Source organism: Hymenobacter gelipurpurascens (assembly GCF_900187375.1).
Lineage (GTDB): Bacteria > Bacteroidota > Bacteroidia > Cytophagales > Hymenobacteraceae > Hymenobacter > Hymenobacter gelipurpurascens.
The window spans coordinates 696,191-718,204 of the sequence record NZ_FYEW01000001.1 but is presented as its reverse complement, the minus strand read 5'-3'; the positions used below and the strand labels follow the sequence as shown (position 1 = coordinate 718,204).

18 protein-coding genes are annotated in these 22,014 nt (G+C 56.3%); 14 read left to right on the top strand and 4 right to left on the bottom strand.

What is annotated here, in order from left to right; all coding sequences use genetic code 11:
* Positions 1-25: 25 nt before the first annotated feature.
* Positions 26-2,032, bottom strand: a complete 2,007-nt coding sequence (locus tag CFT68_RS02915) for a putative porin (protein WP_141106409.1) — start codon at positions 2,030-2,032, stop codon at positions 26-28.
* Positions 2,025-3,083 carry a tetraacyldisaccharide 4'-kinase gene (gene lpxK / locus CFT68_RS02910; protein ID WP_245815260.1) on the bottom strand — a complete coding sequence of 353 codons (1,059 nt, stop codon included), beginning with the start codon at positions 3,081-3,083 and terminating at the stop codon, positions 2,025-2,027. Before lpxK ends, CFT68_RS02915 begins: the two co-directional genes overlap by 8 nt.
* A 94-nt stretch (positions 3,084-3,177) precedes the next feature.
* Here lpxK and CFT68_RS02905 point away from each other — a divergent pair, with 94 nt between their 5' ends.
* The 5 genes from CFT68_RS02905 to CFT68_RS02885 all read left to right on the top strand — a co-directional run bounded on the left by CFT68_RS02905 (position 3,178) and on the right by CFT68_RS02885 (position 8,820).
* Positions 3,178-3,879: a uracil-DNA glycosylase family protein gene (locus tag CFT68_RS02905; protein ID WP_245815259.1), complete on the top strand. Its 702-nt coding sequence runs from the start codon at positions 3,178-3,180 to the stop codon at positions 3,877-3,879.
* Between the two features lie 111 nt (positions 3,880-3,990).
* Positions 3,991-5,094, top strand: coding sequence for a Nif3-like dinuclear metal center hexameric protein (locus CFT68_RS02900; RefSeq protein WP_088841919.1), 1,104 nt, complete (start codon positions 3,991-3,993; stop codon positions 5,092-5,094).
* On the top strand, positions 5,084-5,833 hold the full coding sequence (locus tag CFT68_RS02895) for a zinc ribbon domain-containing protein (protein ID WP_088841918.1): 750 nt from the start codon (positions 5,084-5,086) through the stop codon (positions 5,831-5,833). Before CFT68_RS02900 ends, CFT68_RS02895 begins: the two co-directional genes overlap by 11 nt.
* Before the next feature lie 61 nt (positions 5,834-5,894).
* A complete protein-coding gene (locus CFT68_RS02890) occupies positions 5,895-7,442 on the top strand; it encodes a tetratricopeptide repeat protein (RefSeq protein WP_141106408.1) in 1,548 nt (515 codons plus the stop codon).
* A gap of 91 nt (positions 7,443-7,533) precedes the next feature.
* Positions 7,534-8,820 (top strand): anthranilate synthase component I family protein, encoded by a 1,287-nt coding sequence (locus tag CFT68_RS02885; RefSeq protein ID WP_088841916.1) that lies wholly within the window; start codon positions 7,534-7,536, stop codon positions 8,818-8,820.
* A 26-nt stretch (positions 8,821-8,846) separates the two neighbouring features.
* On the opposite strand, the gene CFT68_RS02880 is transcribed toward CFT68_RS02885, so the two are convergent.
* Positions 8,847-9,482 carry a chloramphenicol acetyltransferase gene (locus CFT68_RS02880; protein ID WP_088841915.1) on the bottom strand — a complete coding sequence of 212 codons (636 nt, stop codon included), beginning with the start codon at positions 9,480-9,482 and terminating at the stop codon, positions 8,847-8,849.
* Positions 9,483-9,549: 67 nt separating this feature from the next.
* Here CFT68_RS02880 and CFT68_RS02875 point away from each other — a divergent pair, with 67 nt between their 5' ends.
* The 8 genes from CFT68_RS02875 to groL all read left to right on the top strand — a co-directional run bounded on the left by CFT68_RS02875 (position 9,550) and on the right by groL (position 18,533).
* Complete coding sequence (locus tag CFT68_RS02875) at positions 9,550-10,245, top strand: HAD family hydrolase (protein WP_088843647.1); 696 nt, start codon at positions 9,550-9,552, stop codon at positions 10,243-10,245.
* A 205-nt stretch (positions 10,246-10,450) separates the two neighbouring features.
* Complete coding sequence (gene miaB, locus CFT68_RS02870; RefSeq protein WP_088841914.1) at positions 10,451-11,914, top strand: tRNA (N6-isopentenyl adenosine(37)-C2)-methylthiotransferase MiaB; 1,464 nt, start codon at positions 10,451-10,453, stop codon at positions 11,912-11,914.
* Between the two features lie 398 nt (positions 11,915-12,312).
* The gene (locus CFT68_RS02865; protein WP_088841913.1) at positions 12,313-13,644 is read left to right on the top strand and encodes a sigma-54 interaction domain-containing protein; all 1,332 of its coding nucleotides are present in this window, start codon (positions 12,313-12,315) and stop codon (positions 13,642-13,644) included.
* The gene (locus CFT68_RS02860) at positions 13,625-14,167 is read left to right on the top strand and encodes an LptE family protein (RefSeq protein ID WP_088841912.1); all 543 of its coding nucleotides are present in this window, start codon (positions 13,625-13,627) and stop codon (positions 14,165-14,167) included. Before CFT68_RS02865 ends, CFT68_RS02860 begins: the two co-directional genes overlap by 20 nt.
* Before the next feature lie 135 nt (positions 14,168-14,302).
* The gene (locus CFT68_RS02855; protein WP_088841911.1) at positions 14,303-15,859 is read left to right on the top strand and encodes a hypothetical protein; all 1,557 of its coding nucleotides are present in this window, start codon (positions 14,303-14,305) and stop codon (positions 15,857-15,859) included.
* Positions 15,860-16,273: a preprotein translocase subunit SecG gene (secG, locus tag CFT68_RS02850; RefSeq protein WP_088841910.1), complete on the top strand. Its 414-nt coding sequence runs from the start codon at positions 15,860-15,862 to the stop codon at positions 16,271-16,273.
* A gap of 283 nt (positions 16,274-16,556) precedes the next feature.
* Positions 16,557-16,847, top strand: coding sequence for a co-chaperone GroES (groES, locus tag CFT68_RS02845; protein WP_045687497.1), 291 nt, complete (start codon positions 16,557-16,559; stop codon positions 16,845-16,847).
* 42 nt (positions 16,848-16,889) lie between these two features.
* Complete coding sequence (groL, locus tag CFT68_RS02840; RefSeq protein ID WP_088841909.1) at positions 16,890-18,533, top strand: chaperonin GroEL; 1,644 nt, start codon at positions 16,890-16,892, stop codon at positions 18,531-18,533.
* Positions 18,534-19,012: 479 nt separating this feature from the next.
* Here groL and CFT68_RS02835 read toward each other — a convergent pair whose 3' ends face one another.
* Complete coding sequence (locus tag CFT68_RS02835; protein WP_088841908.1) at positions 19,013-20,746, bottom strand: peptide MFS transporter; 1,734 nt, start codon at positions 20,744-20,746, stop codon at positions 19,013-19,015.
* Positions 20,747-21,180: 434 nt separating this feature from the next.
* On the opposite strand from CFT68_RS02835, the gene CFT68_RS02830 reads away from it, so the two are divergent.
* A complete protein-coding gene (locus tag CFT68_RS02830) occupies positions 21,181-21,966 on the top strand; it encodes a S1/P1 nuclease (protein WP_088841907.1) in 786 nt (261 codons plus the stop codon).
* Positions 21,967-22,014 lie beyond the last annotated feature (48 nt).

The following is a 22,014-nucleotide window of genomic DNA, read 5'->3' as shown; positions in this document are numbered from 1 at the left end:
CTTCTTAGAGTGGCCTAGCGCAGCATTAATTGAAAAACTGCCACCGAATACCAAACTGCAGCCGGCGCGGCAGGCCTGTGTAATACGGCGTAGTAAAGTAGCCCGACTGCGGCAGGAACTGGTTGATGTAGGCCATCTTGAAGAAGATGCTCAGCGTCTTGATATCGGCACTCACGAAGGCATCGGCAATGGGTGTGTTGCGGATAGTAAAGTGGTCCTGAATAAAGAACTGCTGCGTGCTGGGGCTGTAATCATAGGGCTGCCAGCGAGACTGGAAGTATGTCTGTACGCCAACCTGCCCTAACAAGGCTTTCTTGAACACATACCCTTGATAGTATAGCCGCGACTCTCCTACCAGCTCTGGAATTTGCAGGCCTATGGTGCCACCCGTCACCTTAGTATAGGTAGCTTGATTATCCATAAAGAAGTGGCCTACGTTGAACCGATGCCGGGCCATAATACTTAGCACCTGGCGCTCATCATCTAGCTGGGCAGGCACCGCTTGCTCATTGTAGTATACCAGGCCGGTAATATTTGCCGCTGTACCAACTAGTTGCAGGTATTGATTACCTAGTTTCTGGTTTATCAGTACACGTGCCTGCTGAACTTGGGTATTGCTAAATTCTGTAGCGCTGGTGGTATTGTCCCAGCTAAAATGGTTTCCCTCGAGGCGCTGCTGAGTAAGGGTCGGCGAGTAGCCGGTGAAGAGCAGTTCACCGGACAGAGGGCCTAAGCGGGCCAATCCTGTAAACCGGTATTCTGTCTGATCTATCTGTATGATTTCTTTGAACTTACCTGGCACTTTCACTTCGCCAGCTGCCTCGATGGCAAACTGCTTGTAGCGGAACGCTGCCGTTCCGCCCAGGAAAAGCTGAGGGCCATCGTTCTGGGTGTATTGCAACTCCTCCCGTGTAAAGCCAAGATCTGTATCGTCTTTCCGAACTCGGGACTCCAGTTTATAGTTTCGGACTTTTCCGTAGAGACGGTAGGCCACTGAAGGAGTATTCCCCATCACGCCTACCGTGTTCTCAAATTGCCGGTAATCGGCACGGTCGTCCGTAATGGTAGTGCTGTGCTTGCGAAGGTCGTAGCGCGGTAGGCCAGTGCTGGTGTTCAGCAGCTGATCATCGGTGTACTTGTTCTGCTGGCGACTCCAGTCGGCTACATGGTAGGCCGTGAGGCCGCGCCCGATCAGACGGTAGGTATGGGCCAGCCGGAAACGGTCCCGATCATCGCGGTTGATGGCACCTACCAGCCGTACTTCTTCATCTCCGTAATCAAATGATTGCTTCAGATTAACACTCCCATCATCCCGAATATCTTCAGGCTGCACCACAATTCCGCCTTGCTCAGCGGCGCGGTGGCGGGCCGTGGAGAAGTTGGTCATCAGATGATACCGGTCGTTCTTGTTCTGGTAGCGCAGAAACAGCAGGAAGTTGGTATGCTCTACCTGACCAGCACGCGGATTGCTGACGGCCAGAATTTTGTTCGAGCCAAATCGCTCAAAAGCAAAGCCTACGTTAACTGCTTTCTTGATGCTGCGGGCATACGACAGCTCAAAAATCTGCTCGTAAGGGTTTCCCTGGTTGAAGCGGAAGAATGTGTAGGGCGAGCGGGTATCGTAGTAGGGAATATTGGAGGCATCGCGCGCATAGCGGTCAAACGCATTGCGGCCCAGGCGGGCACCTAGCTGCCCGTTTGGCTCCCAAAGCAAGTGCCGGGAGGCGGTACCGAAGTTGCCCAGGTCCTGATAAAAGGCGCTATCATGCACCCAATAGCGGTTTTGGGGCAGCCGCGTGAGAGTACTGTCGATGATCTGGCCTACCGTATCGCCCCGCATCAGGTTAGACTCGCGCAGAATAAACGTGGTGTGCGCGCCGTAGCGGTTTTTCGTGGAGTCGTCGACGATCTGGGCCTGGGCCGCGGGCCAGAGGCCTAGCAGCAGTACAAGCAGCAGCAACGGACGCACCAGCGGCGACCAGTAGGCGGGCGCAACGGCCCGGAAGTGCGGAGTCAAAGGTAAATCAGACAACAGCGTGGGGCTGAAAGTAGGGCATCAGGAGTTCCTGCAGGCGGGCTTGGCCATCGGCGAGGAACCTCACCTCAATGGGGAGGTAAAATACGGGCAATTGCGCGACAACGGGTGCCAATGCCGGATCAAGCAGGCGGGCCGCGTCTTTCTGCGTAGTGAAAACGCTTTGCTGGGGTTGTAATTGCGCAGCAATGGCAGCTATTTCGGCTTCCGTGAAGGCATGGTGGTCGGCAAAGCGAGTGTGGTGCACTACGTGGTAGCCGGCCGATGTGAGGTACTGCACCAGCGGCTCAGGCCGGGCAATGCCCGTGAGCAGCACCACCTCCGGCCCAAGTGGCCTAGCGGCGGCCCCTACCGCAACCGGCTCCCCGTACACGTAGGTTGAGAACAGCACCGGCACCGTAGGCCGGGCGTAGCGCCGGATGTCGCGGGTAAACTCCTGCCGGCGGGCATCGGAAAGCAGTTCGTCGCACTTCGTTACGATGATGAGGTCGGCGCGCACGGCTCCGACCCTGCTTTCGCGCAACCGGCCGGCGGGCAGCACAAAGTCTTCCGTAAAGGGCCTCTCCTGTTCCGTCAGCAGGATATTGATGGCCGGCTGCACGCGGCGGTGTTGGTAGGCATCATCCAGCACGATGGCGGAAGTGATAGGCGCATCAAGCAGCAGCTGTCGGATTCCGGCTACCCGGTCTTCGCACACCGCCACCGGAATGCCTCCCGCAAAATGCCTAAACTGTTGCAGTGGTTCGTCGCCGATCGTAGCCGCCGTGTCAGTTAAAGTGGCCAAGCGGTAACCGCGCGTCTGCCGACCATAGCCGCGGCTTAGCATGGCCGGATGCTGGCCTAGCTGCTGAAGCAGCGCGAGTAGAAAGGCTACATGGGGCGTTTTGCCAGTGCCTCCTACCCGCAAATTGCCCACGTTTAGCACCGGCACCTCCGGGAAGCTCACCGATGGGTTTAGCCCCGTATGGTACAGCAGGTTGCGCACGGCCATCACGCCGGCGTAGAGCAAGCTCAGGGGCAATAACAGCAGAGTGAGCAAGGATGGCACGGGCGCAGGTATAGCAGGGAGAGGCGCAAAAATAGCGGGTTGCGGGCTGTTATCCGTGCGGAAGTACCGTAACTCCTCTTTTTCCTGCGTATACGTGGCCTACCATCCTTCTGATGACGCACCTATGTTTGCCAACCGTCTGCTTCGCTTTCTCACGGAATTTCCTGTTCCCCAGACTCTGCCGGAGGAGGTAGTGGCCTACAGCCCCTATCAGGACCCGACGCCGCGTGAGTTGTTCACGCAATTTGCGCAGCGCTACTACACCGGCAACCAGCCGCGTGTGGCTCTGCTGGGCATCAATCCGGGCCGCCTGGGCAATGGTCGGACGGGCGTAGCCTTCACCGATCCGGTGGCGCTGGCGGCCTGGGGAATTGAGAACGAGTTGCCGCAGCGGCGGGAACCTTCCAGTGAGTTTGTGCAGGCTGTAATAGTGGCAATGGGCGGGCCAGCCGCATTTTACGAACACTTTTTCCTAGGTTCCCTGTATCCGTTGGTGCTCCTGCGCAACGGCCTGAACTATAACTTCTACGATTCGCCGGCCGTGACGGCCGCGCTATGGCCAAGAATCAGGTCGGGAATGCAGCAACAGGTGCAGGAGGTGGGGTTGGCGCGGCACGCCGCCATTTGCCTGGGTCAGCGCAACGGCAAGTATTTCCAGAAGCTGAATGATGAGCTACAGCTATTCGACCACATTCATGTGCTGGACCATCCGCGCTACCTCATGCAGTACAAACGCCGCGCTCTAGCCGACAATGTTGCCCACTACGTGCAGGTGCTGGAATCAGTGAAGCGTTAAGTCTTGACGCTCCTGTTGCAACTTGCCGCTACTTTAGTGGCCTACTGCTGCTTCTAGGCCACTTCCAGGCCTGCATCTTCTTTGCTCCTGACTTCTCAACACCGTACTTATATGCCCGTAACCGTTCAAGAACTGGCCCGCGTGCTGGAGCGCGCTGCTCCCCTGGCCTACCAGGAATCCTACGACAATGCTGGCCTGCAGTGCGGCAACCCACAGATGGAAGTGCGCGGCGTGCTCATTGCCCTAGACTGCACCCCGGCCATACTAGACGAAGCTCTGCGCCGCGGCTGCAACGTAGTGGTAGCCCACCATCCGGTGGTGTTCAAGCCGCTCAAACGCCTTACCGGGGCCAATGAAGTAGAGCAAACCATCATCAAGGCTATTAAAAACGACATAGCCATCTATGCAGCGCATACCAACCTGGATAATGTGCTGCACGGCGTCAACCGGAAGCTGGCCGAGAAACTGGGCCTGCAGAATCTGCAGATCCTCGATCCCAAATCGGGGACGCTGGGCAAACTCGTAACGTACGTGCCTCCTGCGCATACTGAGGTAGTGCTGCAGGCGCTCTATCAGGCCGGCGCGGGCCAGATAGGCCAGTATTCCAACTGCAGCTTCCGCATGGAAGGCACCGGCACGTTCACGCCGGGCGCGGGCACTAACCCCCATACCGGCACCCCGCTTCAGCCCGAAAGCACACGCGAGGAGCGCGTGGAGGTGCTGCTGCCACTGCATCTGCAGGGCGCCGTGCTGCGGGCGTTGCAACAGGCGCATCCGTATGAAGAAGTGGCCTACGAGCTTATCAGGCTGGAAAACGTGCACCAGGATGTGGGCTCCGGTATGGTCGGTGACCTGACCGAGGAGATGAGCCCCCAGGAATTCCGGCGGCATTTGCGCGAGGCGCTGGGCGTGCCCGTCGTGAAACATACTGATTTTGACCAGCCCATCCGGCGGGTGGCCTTGTGCGGTGGCGCGGGCAGCTTCCTTATCGGGAAGGCCCGCGCCGCTGGCGCCCAGGCCTATGTAACCGGCGACCTGAAGTATCACGAATATTTTGGCGCCGAAGGCCGCCTGATGCTCTGCGACGTAGGCCACTTTGAGAGCGAGCAATTCACGGGCGAAATATTCCGGGATTTGCTTACCGACAACTTTGGGAGTACTTTTGCGCTCTTAACTGCTGAGACCCTTACCAACCCCGTCCGTTATGATTTCTAATCCCTCCGCGGAGAATCCCGTTGCCAGCAAGCTGGAAGCCCTTCTGAATCTGCAGCGTATCGACTCGCAGCTCGACGAAATCCGGCGCGTGCGTGGCGACTTGCCAGAAGAGGTTCGTGACCTGGAGGACGAAATTGCCGGCTATGAGGTGCGCGTGAGCAAGTTCGACGAGGAAATCGCCGGACTCAACGAGCAGATCAAGCAGCGCAAGCAGAACGCCAAAGATGCCGACGGCCTCATTAAGCGCTACGAAGACCAGCAGCAGAACGTCCGCAACAACCGCGAGTACGAGGCTATTGCCAAGGAAATTGAACTCCAGAAGCTGGAAATCCAGATTTCTGAGAAGAAAATCAAAGAAGCTCAGTACCAGATTGAGCTGAAGAACACCGATATCGCTGGCACCAAGCAGCGCCTTGAAGAGCGGAAGAAAGACCTTACCAACAAGAAAGGTGAACTCGATGTGATTGTAGGTGAAAGCGAAGCCGACGAGAAGAAACTCATGGACGAGCGCGGCGAAGCCGTGAAGCCCGTTGAGGATCGTTTGCTGATGGCCTACACCCGTATCCGCGGTAACGTACGTAACGGCCTGGCCGTGGTAACGGTAAAGCGCGATGCATGCGGTGGCTGCTTCAACACGGTGCCCCCGCAGCGCCAGGCAGACATCATTGCCCACAAGAAAATCATCGTGTGTGAGCACTGCGGCCGCGTTTTGGCTGACGTAGAAGCTCGCGTTGCGTAGGCTTACTGCTTATTGACTTGCAAAAGAACGGCCTTTTACGGGGCCGTTCTTTTTTTGCCCTATGATGCTCCCCACCCCGATGCGCGCAGGATTTGGCAGAGGCCTACGACGGCTGTGTCTCTGGCTGACATGCTTCGTATGGGGTATAGATACCAGCTTCAGTGGCCCACTCCAGGAGGCAGAGGTAGCCGCAGCCAGCCAGCAGCCAACCCTCAATAAACAGCTCGCCCGCGCCTACGCCGAAGTACTCAAGATGCGGCCCGCGGCGGCACGTTCCCTGCTACGCCCGGAGCTAGCCCGCACGCCTACTGCCGCCGGACCCTTGCTGGTGGCCGATTGCCTGCAAATCACAGAACTACTTATAAGTCAGGATGCCACAGGGTATCAGGCCACCATCGACGCCCAGGATCAGCGCCTAAGCACGCTGGAGAAGTCTGGGGAAGCCGGAGCTTTGCGGGCGTATGCGCGGGCCGAAATCCGTTTGCACCAGGCGGCCGCACAGGTGGTGTTTGGGCATGAGGTGCAGGGCGCCTGGAGCTTACGCCAGAGCTTCCTCCAGATGCAGGCCGTCGTGCAGCGCTTTCCGCAATACCTGCCGGCCCGCAAAACGCTGGGGATGATGCAGTTCTTCATCGGCTCTTTGCCTGAAAACTACCGCTGGTTCCTGAAGCTGCTAGGCCTGCCGGGCAGCGTGGAGACTGGCCTACAGAACATGCGCTTAGCTGCCAGCCAGCCCAACGACTTCCAACTGGAAGCCCGCCTGATTCTGGCCCTACTGGAAGAAACGTACTACAAAAAGCCCGAAGCCGCCCTGCAGCTGGTGGAAACGCTTCATCATCAACAGCCTGACAATTTGTTGCTGGGGTATCTACGGGTGAGCTTGCATAAAAAGCAGCACCACACCGATGCGGCTTTGGCCGCTTACCGGGCCTGCCCCAGCGGCCCAACCTACCTAGCCCTGCCCTACCTGCACCACATGGCAGCCGACCTGTTGCTCTACCAGGGCCAGTACGCCGCTTCAGCGCGGGAAAACCAACAATTCCTTACGAATTACAGCGGGCAGCACTATCGCAAAGATGCCGCCTTCAAGCTCTATCTCGCAGCCTGGCTTGCCGGAGATGCCACTTCCGCCGAAAAATACCGCCGACAGATTGATATGGGCGGCCGTACAGTGCTGGAGGAAGACAACTATGCGCAGCGGTTTTTCGAGGAAAAGCTCCCGCTTAACCGCACGCTCACGCGGGCCCGCCTGCAAATAGACGGCGGCTACTACCACGATGCCTTACGCACCCTAAACAGCTTTCGGGCCGTGCGCACCACACCTTTGCGCGACCGGCTAGAAGAACCGTACCGGCGGGCCCGCGCCTACCACCTCCTAGGCCACCCCGATTCGGCCCGGCTTCTTTACGCCCGCACAATTGCGTTAGCGGGCAGCGCACCTTATTACTTTGCCCCCCAATCGGCTTTGCAGCTAGGCTACTTATACCAGCTGGAAGGACAGAAGAATACCGCCCGTGTCTACTTTAAAAAGGCCCTGAGCTACCCCAAACACGAGTATAAAAACAGTACCGACACCAAAGCAAAACTGGCACTGAAGGAGTTAGAGTAGCCCTGTTCCTCTGGCTGACCCAGGCGTTGTATTAGCAACAGGCAACCGAACGGCGTCTCGCTACCTCGCACCCGGCGGTTACCTTTGCACCGTGTACTCTGTTCGCCTACCCGACCTCCCGCCCGACTTCCGCGCCCGTGCTCTAGAGTGGGCCTCTGGGTTTCCTTTATGCGCCTATTTTGAGCCAAATAATGTAGCCTATCCGCACGGCTCCTTCCAGCGGCGGTTAGCAGTACGGGGCTCACTGGCTCCTTCTCCCGGCACATTAGCGGAGTTGGAACAATGGCTAGGCCAGGCCAGCGAGGCGCCCCGGTGTGGACTGCTCACCTACGATCTTAAAAACGAAGTGGAAGTGCTGCACAGCCGCCACCCCGATGGGCTGGAGTGGCCTACACTTCATTTTTTCGAGCCGGAAATCTGGTTGGAATGGCAAACGGACACTCTGGAAATCCACACCATCTCGTCCGCCTCTGCTTCCCCAACCGATATACTGGCGCAAATTCTGGCCACTACGCCACTTACGCCGCCTGTTTCTGCTCCTCTTTCCTTTGAGGCCCGCATGCCAAAAGCGGAATATCTGGCGGCCGTCGAGAACATCCGGGAAGACATTCTCAACGGGGAAGTGTACGAGTTGAACCTGTGTCAGGAATTCTACGCCGAAAACGTGGTGCTTGACCCCGTTGCGGTCTTTCTGCGCTTGCAGGAGGTTTCGCCTACACCTTTCGCCGGGTTTTACCGCTGGCACGACCGGTACTTACTCTGCGCCTCTCCAGAAAGGTTTCTGCGTCGCCAGGGCTCCACGCTGCTGTCGCAACCAATCAAAGGCACCATCCGGCGCGGTGCCACCCCGGAAACCGATGAACAGCAGCGCCTGACGTTGCTGCACGACGAGAAAGAGCGTGCCGAAAACCTGATGATTGTGGATCTGGTGCGCAACGATCTGGCGCGCGTAGCCGAAACCGGTACGGTGCACGTGCCGGAGTTATTCGGCCTCTACCCTTTCCGCCATGTGTGGCAGATGATTTCCACCGTGCAGGCCACCGCCCAACCAGGCCTAGGCCTGGTTGATTCACTACGGGCCGCCTTCCCAATGGGCTCCATGACGGGTGCCCCGAAAATCAGGGCCATGCAGCTTATTGAGCACTACGAGCGTGCCCGTCGGGGCCTGTACAGCGGCAGCATCGGCTACGTACTGCCAAATGGCGACTTCGATTTCAACGTGGTCATCCGCAGCCTGCAGTACCGCCAAGATACCGGCTACCTCAGCTTCCAGGTCGGCTCCGCCATCACCTATGACTCTGTGCCTGAGCGCGAATACGAAGAATGCCTCCTGAAAGCCCGGGCCATACTGGACGTTTTGGGCGTTCAGCATCTGTAGGCCAGTATCTGCACCAAGTTCCCTGTTTAGCTTCCCTGTTTCAGTCGGCGCTCAAAGGCCGCCAGGAATAGGCCTACATGATACGCATCGGCTAGGCCATGGTGAATATTCACAGACACGGGCATCCAGGTGGCACCGTTCTCCTGATAGAGCTGGCCGAAGGAGACTTTGGGGCAGCTATCCGGGTGGCTGAAGCTGCGGGCATGGGTGAGCCCGCTGAAGCGCACCCACGGCAGGGCCGAGCAATGCAGCACATCGGGGCGGGCAGTGGTTTCGCTCAGGCGTAGGCCAGTGCTGGTGCGTACGGCCTCCATTTCAGCAGTAGCGGAAGCCACGAAACCTGCCAACTCATCGTGCTGCTCAATAAAGGAAAAGGCAAACGTATGGTCTTCGCGGCCCAGCGTGGCTGAGGCATGCACCCGATCATATAGATACACCTGGCCATTCTCAATGCGCGTGCGAAACTCTGGTATCTCGTTGGCGGCCTGCACGGCGTGGTAGAGGTAGTACAGGAAAAACGACACGCCCAGCCGCTTGGCTTCCGCCTGAGCGCCTGTGCATTCCACGGGCGCGACTAAGCCGAAGAAAGGTTCTTCAAACGCAGAGAAGAAGGCAAAATGCTCGCGGCGGTTCCAGGTGGCCAGGTTAATAGGCTGTTTCATGGGCGCTAAGTTCGGTAACTTTGCTGCCCTGCGCGCCTTCTCACGCAGTTTTCCTAGTTCTGCGGCTATGTTTACTCCCCATCTTATTGCCTTCGATGCCGACGATACACTGTGGTCAAACCAACCGCATTTCGATCAGGTAGAAGCCCGGCTCTTCAACATCATGGCCCATTGTGGCGATCCTGACCGCATCAGCCGGCAGCTTAATGCGGTGCAGCGGGAAAACATGAAACTCTTCGGCTATGGGGCCAAGTCTTTCATGCTCTCCATGATCGAAACTGCCCTCCAGCTCACCGACGGTGCCATAACCGGTTCAGACATTCAGCACATTCTGGATATGGGCAAAGACTTGCTGCGCTACCCCATTGAGCCGCTACCCGGCGTACAGGAAGTCCTAACCGAGTTGCGCCAGCGTGGCCATCAGCTGATGGTGCTTACCAAAGGCGACCTGTTCGATCAGGAAAGCAAAATTGCCCGCTCCGGGCTAGGAGAGTTTTTCGACCACGTAGAGATTGTCAGCGAGAAGGACGAGGCTACCTACCAGCGTTTACTTACGCGCTACAGCGCTCAGCCCGAGACCTTTTGTATGATCGGCAATTCGCTGAAATCCGATATTATGCCGATTGCCCGATTGGGATTTCGGGCCGTGCACGTGCCCTACCACGCCACCTGGATTTTCGAACGCGTGGAGCCCGAGCAGCTGACTGGACTAGAGTTCCATCAAGTAAGTGATTTGCGCGAGGTGCTTACCTATCTGCCTTGAGGTGAAGTAGTGAAAGGGTGAGTTGGACGTTCGACTGGCCTAGACCAGACCACTTGTGCATTTCGCGCAAGCAGCACGTCCAACTCACCCTTTCACCACTTCACAATTTCACCTTCCCCTACCTGCCATTCTGTCATTTTCGGCCTAAAAGGGTTACCTTTGCCCCTCTTTGAACCGTGAAGCTGACGCCTGCGACGCCTTTCCTATGTCCCAACCGCTGATTACCCTCGATTTTCTCGATACCGCTACTATACCTACTCCTTCGGTGGAAGCTACCACACATGAGCAGACGCCTTCGGGTGAAGTGCGCGTGAGCCCGGCCACCGAAACCGGCCGCAAGCGCAAGCTCTATATTGAAAGCTACGGCTGTCAGATGAATTTCTCCGACTCTGAAATCGTGTCAAGCATCCTCTTCGAGCAGGGCTTCGATACGACGGAACAACTGGAAGATGCTGACCTGGTGCTACTTAACACCTGCTCCATTCGGGAAAAGGCCGAGCAGACCGTGCGCATGCGCTTGTCGCAGATCAACAGCCACAAGAAGCGCAACCCTGGCCTACTGGTAGGGGTGCTGGGCTGCATGGCGGAGCGCCTGAAAAGCAAGTTTCTGGAAGAAGAAAAGCTGGTAGACTTAGTGGTTGGCCCCGATGCTTACCGCGACCTTCCCCAACTGATTCAGCAGGTTGACAGCGGCCAAAAAGCCGTAAACGTGCTGCTGAGCCGCGAGGAAACATACGCCGACATCACGCCGGTGCGCCTGAACTCGAACGGTATTACGGCCTTTATCAGCATCATGCGCGGCTGCGACAACATGTGCTCTTTCTGCGTGGTGCCCTTCACCCGCGGCCGGGAGCGCAGCCGCGACGCCCACAGCATTGTGCAGGAAGCCCGCGACCTGGTGGCCCAGGGCTACAAGGAAGTCACGCTCCTAGGCCAGAACGTCGACTCTTATAAGTGGGCTTCAGAAGATGGCCTGGAGCAAGTTAACTTTGCCCAGCTCTTGGAAAGCGTAGCCCTCGTGAGCCCGGAGCTGCGGGTACGCTTCTCTACCTCGCACCCCAAGGACATCACCGATGAAGTGCTCCACACCATGGCGCGCTACGACAATATCTGCAAGTACATCCATCTGCCTGCCCAAAGCGGTAACTCGCGGGTACTCAAGCTGATGAACCGCACCTACGACCGCCCTTGGTACGAGGAGCGTGTGCAAGCTATCCGTCGCATCCTCGGCCCCGGGTGCGCCATTAGCACCGACATGATTGCGGGCTTCTGCTCCGAAACCGAGGAAGAACACCAGGATACGCTTAGTCTTATCGACTGGGTACAGTATGATATGGCCTACATGTTCTTCTACTCGGAGCGTCCCGGTACGCTGGCTGCGCGCAAGCTGGAAGACGATATTCCGCTGGACGTAAAGAAGCGCCGCCTGCAGGAAATCATTGATTTACAGCAGAAAAGCAGCGCGGCCCGCAATCAGCTAGCGGTGGGCAAGGTGCACCAGGTTTTGGTCGAGAATTTCTCTAAGCGCAGCGCTGAGCACCTCAGCGGCCGCAATAGCCAGAACCAGGTCGTCATCTTCCCCAAAAAGCACTACAAAAAGGGCGACTACGTGAACGTGTTTGTGCACACAGGCACCGGCGGCTCGTTGCTCGGCGACGCCGTAGAGTAACAGCCCGGCTAGAGCGCAGGAATGGCTACTTGCATCATCGTATTCAGTGGCCACTTCTCACAGCTACTACTTGATCTGGAAAAGGCGTTAGGAATTGTGCTTTCGTGGGAAGAAGGACTCATAAACCCAGCCGGAGTAACAGTTTATTCTTTCTTCGATCAGGAAACTCCGTCAGGCCCTTTACGAATTACTGGATATACCGACCACTGGCTTCCCGAAGAGTTTGACCTCCATATAACGGGGTCAGCGGAGCACCACCGCCTCTTCTGTGCCACCCTCGACGCTTGGCCCGGCTCTGTTTTGCAGCGCAGCAATTGGGTTTAGATTACCTGTTTTGCCTGACGAGTAAAATATTTTCCGCTGCTTTTCGTCTTCCACACGAAAATCCACTACCGACCTTGACTCCTTCCGAAATACAATCTATCAAGCAGCGCTTTGGCATCATTGGCAATGCACCGTCGCTGAATTACGCCATTCAGGTAGCGGCCCAGGTGGCGCCTACCGACATGACGGTGCTTATCACCGGCGAGAGTGGCTCCGGCAAGGAGTCGTTTTCCAAGATCATTCATGCGCTTTCGCCGCGCAAGCACGGCCAGTTCATTGCCATCAACTGCGGCGCCATTCCGGAAGGCACCATCGACTCGGAGCTGTTCGGTCACGAGAAAGGTTCGTTTACTGGTGCCCAGGAAGCCCGCAAGGGTTACTTCGAAGTGACCAACGGCGGCACCATTTTCCTGGATGAGATTGGCGAGATGCCGCTCGGCACCCAGGCCCGCCTGCTCCGCGTGCTGGAAAACGGCGAGTTTATCCGGGTAGGTTCTTCTAAAGTGCAGAAGACCGACGTACGCGTAGTAGCCGCTACCAACGTAAATCTGCTGGATGCCGTGCGTGAAGGCCGCTTCCGCGAAGACCTATATTACCGCCTCAACACGGTGCCCATCACAGTTCCACCGTTACGTGAACGAGACGATGACATCTACTTACTGTTTAGAAAGTTCGCGACGGATTTTGCCGACCGTTATCGGGTAAAGCCGGTGTCGCTGACGCCCGAAGCAGTGCAGGAATTGCAGCGCTTCCGGTTCCCCGGCAATATCCGCCAACTCAAGAACGTGGCCGAGCAGATGTCAGTGCTGGAAACGGACCGCGAGGTAGACGCGCGCCGCCTACGGCAGTACCTGCCCGCCGACCAGAGCAGCCGCCTGCCCATGCTGGTGCACGCCGCCGGCAGCGCCACCGATGGCGCCGGCAACACCTACTCCGAGCGCGACTTGCTGTACAAAGTGCTCTTCGATATGCGCCGTGACATGACGGACCTGAAGAAGCTGGTGCTGGATATGGCCACAGGTCAGCGCCCCCACGAAACTCAGGAGCTGCTGCGCCAGAACAGCCATCTGTTCAATAACCTAAGCGTGGCCCCCTATGAAAATGGGCAAGCGGCTAGGCCACTTCGGCAGCCTTCGCCGGATGGCTCTTCGAGCGAGTATATTCTCAACTCCCGCGACTTGGACGTGGAAGACGCGGCTGATTATGAGGATGATGCACACCGCGTAGAGGACATCACCCACGAAACTGAAGAAGAAACTCTTTCTCTGGAGGCCAAAGAGAAGGAGATGATTATCAAGGCGCTGAAAAAGCATCACAACAAGCGCAAGTATGCCGCCCATGACTTGGGCATTTCGGAGCGCACGCTCTACCGCAAACTCAAGCAATATGACCTCGAACAAGCGTAACGCCGGGCTTCCCTCCTGGCTGGTTGCCTGCTTTCTGCTTCTGCTGTCATTGAGTGGCTGCAGCGTGTACTCCTTTAGCGGCACCAATATTTCGCCGGAAATACAAACGATTTCCATCTCCACCTTCCAGAACAACGCCAATAACGGCCCGTCGTTTTTGGCCCAGCGCTTTACGGAAGATTTCAAGGACTATTTCCAGCGCAACACTACGCTCAAACAACAGGCCCGCGACGGCGATTTACAGTTTGAGGGCCAGATCATTGCGTTTGATTTTGCGCCCGCAGCTATTCAACAGCAGAACAACCAGGACATTGCCGGTGTCAACCGCCTAACCATTCAGGTGCGGGTGAAGTACACGAATACTAAAGACCCCAAGCAGGACTTTGAGCAGACCTTCCAAAGCACCCGCGACTTTCCGGCCAGTCGGGATATTTCCAGCATTAATAATGATCCAGCGGCCCTGCGTGAGGTTTTTCGCAACATCATTACCGATACGTTTAATAAGTCGGTGGCGAACTGGTAAATAGCGGTTCTCTGAATAAATTGATGCACTTTTGCCGCCCCTAGGCCAGTCCGCATTCTGTAGCTGTTGGCTTGTTTGCCGCAACATGCAGCTGATTGGCCTAGCAGCTTTGTCACCTATTTAGCTCCGTATTGCATGACCCGCGCGTCGCTTCTTCATATTCTGGACCATGTGAGCGAGATTTCGGACGCCGAAATTCGGGAGCTGGAACAGTTGGCGGCCGCCTTCCCCTATTGCCAGACGGCCCACATCCTACTGGCAAAAACGGCCCACGACCGCGGCAGCATGCTGGCCAGCCAGCGCCTGCGCCGTGCTGCCACCTATGCCGCCAACCGCGACCTGCTGCGCCACTTATTGGAGCAACCTGCTCCCGTGGCTGCAGCTACTGTAGCTGAGCCTGGCCTAGCCATTGTTCCGGCCGCCCCAGCAGCCGATGAAGCACCGACAGCGGAAGCCGACAGCACCGTCTCTGCGCTATTCATTGAAGACGAGACCATTGCCAATAGTTCAGAGTTGGCAGCAGCGACGAGTACTGTAGAGGAGGCTGAAGAAAAGGCCGAAACGGCGTTCGAAAACTCAACCAATTCGGCTTCTACTCTAGCAGGTGATTTCGCGGAAGAATCCCCGTCAACTGCCGAAGCTCCCTTTATAGTTTTGGAAGCTGACCAGGATGGTGCTTTGGTCTCAGAGGCTGTCGCTGAGTCAGTACCCACACCTGGCCTAGAGACACAACTTAATGATGTTCAAGTAACTACAGGAGAACGTGCTGAGTCTACCGAAACGCCAGAGGCTGAACTAACGGCATTTACGGAACCAGAAAAAGTAGCCACAACGGCAGAAGTTGCTCCGGTATCTATTGAGGAGATTGAGCAACCAACGAAAATTGCTGAGGTTGCGGTAGAACCTACTCACGAGATTCCTACTGTAGATGAAACTTCAGCTTCAGTTGCGGAAGAAGATTCTGGCGAGCATATATCCAATACTGGCCCAGAGCAAGAAGTAGCTCCTCTTACTACTGAAAGCAATACGCTAAGTGCGGTATTGGACAATGAAACGGAGGTAAACGACTTGCTACCGGCTACCGCGCCTCCCATCCGGCCACCGGCAGAGGCTGGTATCTCGCGGTTTGAGTTTGACTTGGTGGAGCCTGCTCTGCCGGAGCCATCTAGCTACCTACTGCCAGACCTGGAGGAAGAAGTAGCGGAGGAACCCATCCTGTCGGGTATACTCCAGCGTACCGCTCCTGCCTTCCATGCCGATGAAGATCTGGGCTATGCGCTCGGAGCCAGCAGCCGGCTAGGCTACGACCTCCAGCCGCACGATGGCTTTACGCTGGATCTGCCGCTGGATGCTTTCTTCGAGCCCGACGCCCTTCTGCTGGCCCATATTGCGGCGCACCGTCCGAAGCTCAGCACTTCTTCCCTGGACCTTATCAACCGGTTCCTAAAGACCAAGCCCCGGATAAAGACGGCTGCCGTGGATGCCAAGCCAGTAGAAGAGCAGGCCGATTTATCGGTGCGCAGCATTCAGGCGGCGCCGGCTTTGGCGTCGGAGAGCCTGGCCAAAATCATGGTCAAACAGGGCAAAATCGACAAAGCCATTGAAATATATGAGCGTCTGATGACGCGCCAGCCAGAAAAAAAGGCGTACTTTGCCGATCAAATTCAACAACTGAAACAACCTTCAGCGTAGATGTACACCGCTCTTATTGTCCTGATTCTTTTTGTTTGCCTGTTGCTAGGCCTAGTCGTATTGGCCCAGAACCCCAAAGGCGGCGGAATTTCCAGCCAGTTTGGCGCAGGTGGTGCCGCACAGCTGATGGGCGTTAAGCGTACCGGCGACCTGCTGGAGCGCCTCACCTGGGGCCTCGCCATTGCCCTAATTGTACTGAGCCTCGGTACTCACGTAATTGGTGGCAACCAAAGCGGTCAGGTTCGCAGCATAAACCAGCAGAAAGCGCTGGAAACTCGTATTCCGGCTACGCCGGCTCCTTCTGGCCCAGCTACTCCCGGTGCCCCGGGCGCTGCTGCTCCTGGTCCTGCTGCTCCTCAGTCGGCTCCGGCCACGGCTCCCGTTCAGCAGCCTGCCACGGCTCCGGCCAACTAATCTAGAGTTTTCTTGCTTCAGATTTTATGGTGGCTCCTTCCTAGGGGCCACCATTTTTTTGTCATTTTCTAACTCTACGGCGTAGGGGGCGTAAAGCGGGCCGCTGCCTGTTTTCAGTGATATAGGCCTGTAGTCTGACATCTCTGACAGGCTCTGGAGGAAATCCTGACCGAAAAGTTCCTGAAAGTGTCTATTCTGTCAGGTTTCAGTAGGCTGGCACAGGAAGTGCGGAACGGACGTCACCCTCTTAGTACAAGTAAACCTTTCAACCAAAACGTACAATATGTCGCTTAGCATCAAACCGCTGGCTGACCGCGTTATCATCGCGCCGGCCGCCGCCGAGGAGAAAACCAAATCGGGCATCATCATCCCCGACACGGCCAAGGAAAAACCCCAGCGTGGCGAAGTAGTAGCCGTAGGTGAAGGCAAAGTGGCCGACAACGGTACCACCATCAAGCCGCAGGTGAAAGCCGGCGACCAAGTGCTGTATGGTAAGTACGCAGGTACTGAAATTACGGTAGATGGTCAGGACTACCTCATCATGAAGGAGTCGGACATCTTCGCCGTACTGTAGGCCTCCTTCCCCTCTCTCTGATTAACCTCATCCGAAATTAAGATGGCTAAGAACATCCAATTTGATACCGACGGCCGCGACAAGCTGAAGCGCGGTGTAGATAAACTAGCAAACGCTGTGAAGGTAACCCTGGGCCCTAAAGGCCGCAACGTGGTTATCGACAAGAAATTCGGCGCTCCCACCATCACCAAAGACGGTGTGACGGTAGCCAAAGAAATTGAACTGAGCGACCCGGTTGAAAACATGGGCGCCCAGCTAGTGAAGGAAGTTGCTTCCAAAACTGCTGACCAAGCCGGTGACGGCACCACGACGGCAACCGTACTGGCCCAGGCTATCTATGCTGCTGGCTCGAAGAACGTAGCTGCCGGTGCAAACCCCATGGACCTGAAGCGTGGTATCGACAAGGCGGTGAAAGCCGTTGTGGAGAACCTGAAGCAGCAGTCCAAGAAGATTGAAAACTCTTCGGAAATTGCGCAGGTAGGTGCTATTTCGGCCAACAACGACATGGAAATCGGCAAAATGATTGCTGATGCCATGGATAAAGTGGGTAAAGAAGGCGTTATCACGGTAGAAGAAGCTCGCGGCACGGAAACCGAAGTAAAAACGGTGGAAGGCATGCAGTTCGACCGTGGCTACCTCTCTCCTTACTTCGTGACCAACCCGGAGAAAATGGAGGCGGAGTTCGACAACCCCTACATCCTGATCTACGATAAGAAAGTGAGCACTATGAAGGAGCTGCTGCCCGTACTGGAGCAGGTAGTTCAGACTGGTAAGCCTTTGGTTATCATCTCGGAAGATGTTGACGGTGAAGCTCTTGCTACCTTGGTAGTAAACAAGCTGCGCGGCTCGCTGAAAATTGCTGCCGTGAAGGCTCCTGGCTTCGGCGACCGTCGTAAGGCGATGCTGGAAGACATTGCTGTCCTGACCGGTGGTACCGTGATTTCGGAAGAGCGTGGCTACAAGCTCGACAGCGCTACGCTGGAGTACTTGGGTCAGGCTGAGAAGGTTATCATCGACAAAGACAACACCACGATTGTAAACGGCCGTGGTGAGAAAGACACGATTTCGGGCCGTATCAACGAAATCAAGTCGCAGATTGGCACTACTACTTCCGACTACGACAAAGAGAAGCTGCAAGAGCGTCTCGCTAAGCTGTCGGGTGGTGTGGCCATCCTCTACATCGGTGCTTCTACGGAAGTAGAGATGAAAGAGAAGAAAGACCGCGTTGACGATGCCCTGCACGCTACCCGCGCCGCCGTTGAGGAAGGCGTAGTACCCGGTGGCGGTGTTGCGCTGGTGCGTGCGCTGGAGTCGCTGGAAGGCGTTGATACCCTGAACGGTGACGAGCGCACGGGTGTAAACATCATCCGTACGGCTATCGAAGCTCCCCTGCGTACGATCGTAGCTAACGCCGGTGGCGAAGGCTCGGTGGTAGTACAGAAGGTTCGCGAAGGCAAAGGTGACTTCGGTTACAACGCCCGCGAAGACCGCTACGAGAACCTGATGGCTGCTGGTATCCTTGACCCGACCAAAGTAACGCGTCTGGCTCTGGAAAATGCTGCTTCGATTGCAGGTCTGCTCCTGACCACTGAGTGTGTGATTTCGGATGAGCTGGAAGAAGACAAAGGTGGTGCTGCCGGTGGTGGCATGGGCGGCATGGGCGGTGGCATGGGCGGCATGATGTAAGATCAGCCGTCTGGCGCCACTACTGGCCTAGACTAATAAAAGCCCCGCTGGGATTCGTCCGGCGGGGCTTTTTGTTGTCTAGGCCAGGTGAGGCTTGTCATAATGAGACAGCGCTGAAGCATCTTGTGTGCTGACGTTGTAACAATAATTACTATGCTGAGCGCAGTCGAACCTAAGGTCGCAGTAGGCCACTCTGGTGTGCTGACGTGTGCTGTAGAGACGCAATAGTTGGAGTCTCGTCGTTGCTGGCTTTGTTTAGATGACTAAACTTAGATGGCGGTTCTAGGCCAGTCGTTCAACGACGAGACTCCAACTATTGCGTCTCTACAACCTGGCAACGAAGCGAAGAACTGCCTTAATTGCTGCACAAGCTCAGCATGACAGAATCTCTCATACCATTCGTTCTCGCTTCCTCATTACACGAAAAAGCCCCCGACCGCAGTAGCAGCCGGGGGCTTTTCAATAATAGAATGGTGGATCTAAGCCGTTACGGGCTCTTCCATCATGGTGTAAAGGCGCTTGTAGATCAGGAACAGGATAACTGAAGCTACAGCTGACAGGCCTACGAAAATCATGAAGAAGTCGTAGAGGCTCGTGATTTGGAAGCCTAGGAACGTAGGCCAGTGCGAGGTCAGCTCTAGGCCACTCAGTTTGGCCGTAATGTCGGCGGTAGTTTGGGTGGTGCCGTTCAGGATGGCGGGGAGGTTGATGCCTTCCTTGGCGGCCTTGGCAAACTCGCCGGGACCGGGAGGATACAGGCCGGATAGCACACCGGCCAGCTTGTTGCCGGCGGCAGTTGCCAGGAACCATACAGCCATCAGCAGCGAAGCAAAACGAGCTGGGGCCAGCTTGTTTACCAGCGCCAAGCCAATAGGCGATAAGCATAGCTCCGCGAAAGTGTGCATCAGGTACATGGTGATGAGCCAGAACATGCTCACTTTGGTAGAAGCATCAACACCCTTCACGCCGAAAGCAATGATGAGGTAGCCTACAGCCATCAGCATAAGGCTAAGGGCCATTTTCAGGGGCGAAGAAGGCTCTGTGCCTCTTTTGCCCATCCAGGTCCAGAGAACGGCGAATACTGGCGCAAACACGATGATAAACAACGCATTGGCCGACTGGAAGTAGGAAGCAGGCACTACATAGGAGCCTAACGTACGGTCGGTTTGCTCATCAGCGAAGAAGGTGAGCGAAGCGCCGGCCTGCTCGAAGGCACCCCAGAAGAAGATTACGAAGAAGCTGAGAATGAAAATAACGTAGATTTTCTGCTTTTCGCGGGCCGTGAGCGACGGGTCGGTAAGGATAGTAACAGGGGCCACAATCATGGCGGAGAACACCAGGGCGCCAATCCAGTCGCGGTCCATGAGCCAGGCAATAGCGGCGTACACCACCACAAACAGGCCGATGAGCATGGGCAACTTGCTCGCGAAGCTCTTGGTGGGCTGCGCAATCGTTTCAGCCCGAACAGGGCCGTCAGTTTGCACGGGCACTACGGGGGAGTGCTCTACGGTGCGCTCAGGCTTGGCACCCAGCGGGGCACCTTCGGCCGTAACCACATATTTATTCTTGAGCAACTCGAAGGTCAGGCTACCTACCAACATACCAATACCGGCGGCCAGGAAGCCCCACTTAAAGTCGGCGGGATTGCCGGTATCACCGAGCGTACCGCACACCAGAGGCGAGAAAAATGCGCCCAGGTTGATGCCCATGTAGAAAATGGTGTAGGCTGCATCAATGCGAGAATCACCTTTAGGGTAGAGCGAACCTACCATTGAGGAGATATTCGGCTTGAAGAAACCGTTGCCAAAAATCAAGCAGCCCAAGCCCAGAAAGAATAGCAAGAGCTGCGCCGAAGGCACCGAGGTTTGCCCGGTGGCGTACATAGAAGCCGAGAAAAACAAGGCAAACTGGCCTGCAGCCATCAGTAGGCCACCTACCAGAATAGAGCGGCGGTTGCCCCAATAGCGGTCGGCCATGTAGCCGCCCAGCAGAGGCGTCAGGTACACGAGCGAGGTATAGTTGCCGTAGATGAGCGACGACATCTCCTTGTTCATAAGGAGAGCCTTGAGCATATACAGCGAGAGCAGGGCACGCATGCCGTAGTAGCTGAACCGCTCCCACATTTCGGTGGCAAAGAGCACATAAAGGCCCTTCGGGTGGCTGGCTTGGGCAGCCTGCGCTGGCTGATTCTGCACAGCAGAGGTCGTTTGCATGAAAGGTGAACTGAGAGTGATTGGGAATAGAGAAACCGGCAGCTGCAACTGCAGGGTAGGTTGGTAAAGCTACAAAAGTTTCGTTAGCCTGTTATACCGGGCTTTTTGTACGCCACATCATCTCCTGCGAGTCCCTGCTCATTGCGACTTGTTCGCTAGGCCACTATTAACCCCTCTTGATTCTCGCTTGCCAAAAACAGCTCGCTCACTGGTCCAGAACTCTTTACAAACAGAATCCTTTAGCAAAAGCAACTTTTGAAGCGGTTCAACCTCTTTGCGGGTGTATTGCTAGGATGGCTTATTGCTGCTGGAAAAACCGTTTTATGCGTTTCTCCATAGGCCTAGGCCACTGGTAAGCATCCTGGTTTGGCGGGCGGCTGTCCACATCACGCAAACCACTACTTTTGCGGACTTACTCCCTACTCATTTTCTTTATGCGCAAGCGTCTTCTTCCTCTGTTCCTGTTGCTGCTCTCCCCTGTTACCCTCTGGGCCTGGGGTGTTGATGGCCATCGGGCAGTAGGTAAAATTGCTGAACAACACCTTTCCCGCCACGCCCGCCAGCAGGTGCAGCGCATTCTGGGCACCGAAACGCTGACGCTGGTAAGCACCTGGCCCGATGAAATCCGGTTCTACCCCGAGTTCAAGGAAACCGGCCCCTGGCACTACGTGAATACCCCCTCCGGCCTCAACCACGACCAATACTTGCAGCAGCTCAACGCCCAGACGGAGCCGAATGCCTATAACATGCTGGCCGTGAAGCTCAAGGAGCTGAAGGACCCCACCAAAACCCAAGCCGAGCGAGCCGCAGCCCTGAAGTTTGTGGTGCACTTGGTAGGTGATGTACACCAGCCCCTGCACGCCGGCCACGCCGAAGACAAAGGCGGCAACGACATTAAGGTGAAGTACCGCGGCAAAGACACCAACCTGCACAGCCTCTGGGACAGCGGCCTGATTGACTACCAAGGCCTCACGTACACCGAAATGGCTACGCAGTACGACCGCAACCTGCGCCGTAAAGAAGTCAAGAAGTTGCAAAAAGCGGCACCGGAGCAGTGGCTCTGGGAGTCGTATCAGGCCTGTGAGCGGCTGTACAGCGAAACGCCAACGGGTGCCGACCTCAACTACACCTACTACCCGCAGCACGCCGAGCTCATGCGCCAGCGTATTGTAGAAGCCGGCGTCCGACTGGCCTACGTGCTCAATGAGGCCCTGAAATAGGCTTTTATAAAACCCAAAAGGCCCGCAGCTACAGTAGCTGCGGGCCTT

Excerpts from the sequence above, each read along its gene's own strand:
- CFT68_RS02890 (WP_141106408.1), top strand. The coding sequence starts at position 5,895 with ATGATGCTCCCCACCCCGATGCGCGCAGGATTTGGCAGAGGCCTACGA.
- groES (WP_045687497.1), top strand. The coding sequence starts at position 16,557 with ATGTCGCTTAGCATCAAACCGCTGGCTGACCGCGTTATCATCGCGCCG.
- miaB (WP_088841914.1), top strand. The coding sequence starts at position 10,451 with ATGTCCCAACCGCTGATTACCCTCGATTTTCTCGATACCGCTACTATA.
- CFT68_RS02860 (WP_088841912.1), top strand. The coding sequence starts at position 13,625 with ATGACCTCGAACAAGCGTAACGCCGGGCTTCCCTCCTGGCTGGTTGCC.
- CFT68_RS02830 (WP_088841907.1), top strand. The coding sequence starts at position 21,181 with ATGCGCAAGCGTCTTCTTCCTCTGTTCCTGTTGCTGCTCTCCCCTGTT.
- CFT68_RS02855 (WP_088841911.1), top strand. The coding sequence starts at position 14,303 with ATGACCCGCGCGTCGCTTCTTCATATTCTGGACCATGTGAGCGAGATT.
- CFT68_RS02900 (WP_088841919.1), top strand. The coding sequence starts at position 3,991 with ATGCCCGTAACCGTTCAAGAACTGGCCCGCGTGCTGGAGCGCGCTGCT.
- secG (WP_088841910.1), top strand. The coding sequence starts at position 15,860 with ATGTACACCGCTCTTATTGTCCTGATTCTTTTTGTTTGCCTGTTGCTA.
- CFT68_RS02895 (WP_088841918.1), top strand. The coding sequence starts at position 5,084 with ATGATTTCTAATCCCTCCGCGGAGAATCCCGTTGCCAGCAAGCTGGAA.
- CFT68_RS02835 (WP_088841908.1), bottom strand. The coding sequence starts at position 20,746 with ATGCAAACGACCTCTGCTGTGCAGAATCAGCCAGCGCAGGCTGCCCAA.
- CFT68_RS02875 (WP_088843647.1), top strand. The coding sequence starts at position 9,550 with ATGTTTACTCCCCATCTTATTGCCTTCGATGCCGACGATACACTGTGG.
- groL (WP_088841909.1), top strand. The coding sequence starts at position 16,890 with ATGGCTAAGAACATCCAATTTGATACCGACGGCCGCGACAAGCTGAAG.
- CFT68_RS02880 (WP_088841915.1), bottom strand. The coding sequence starts at position 9,482 with ATGAAACAGCCTATTAACCTGGCCACCTGGAACCGCCGCGAGCATTTT.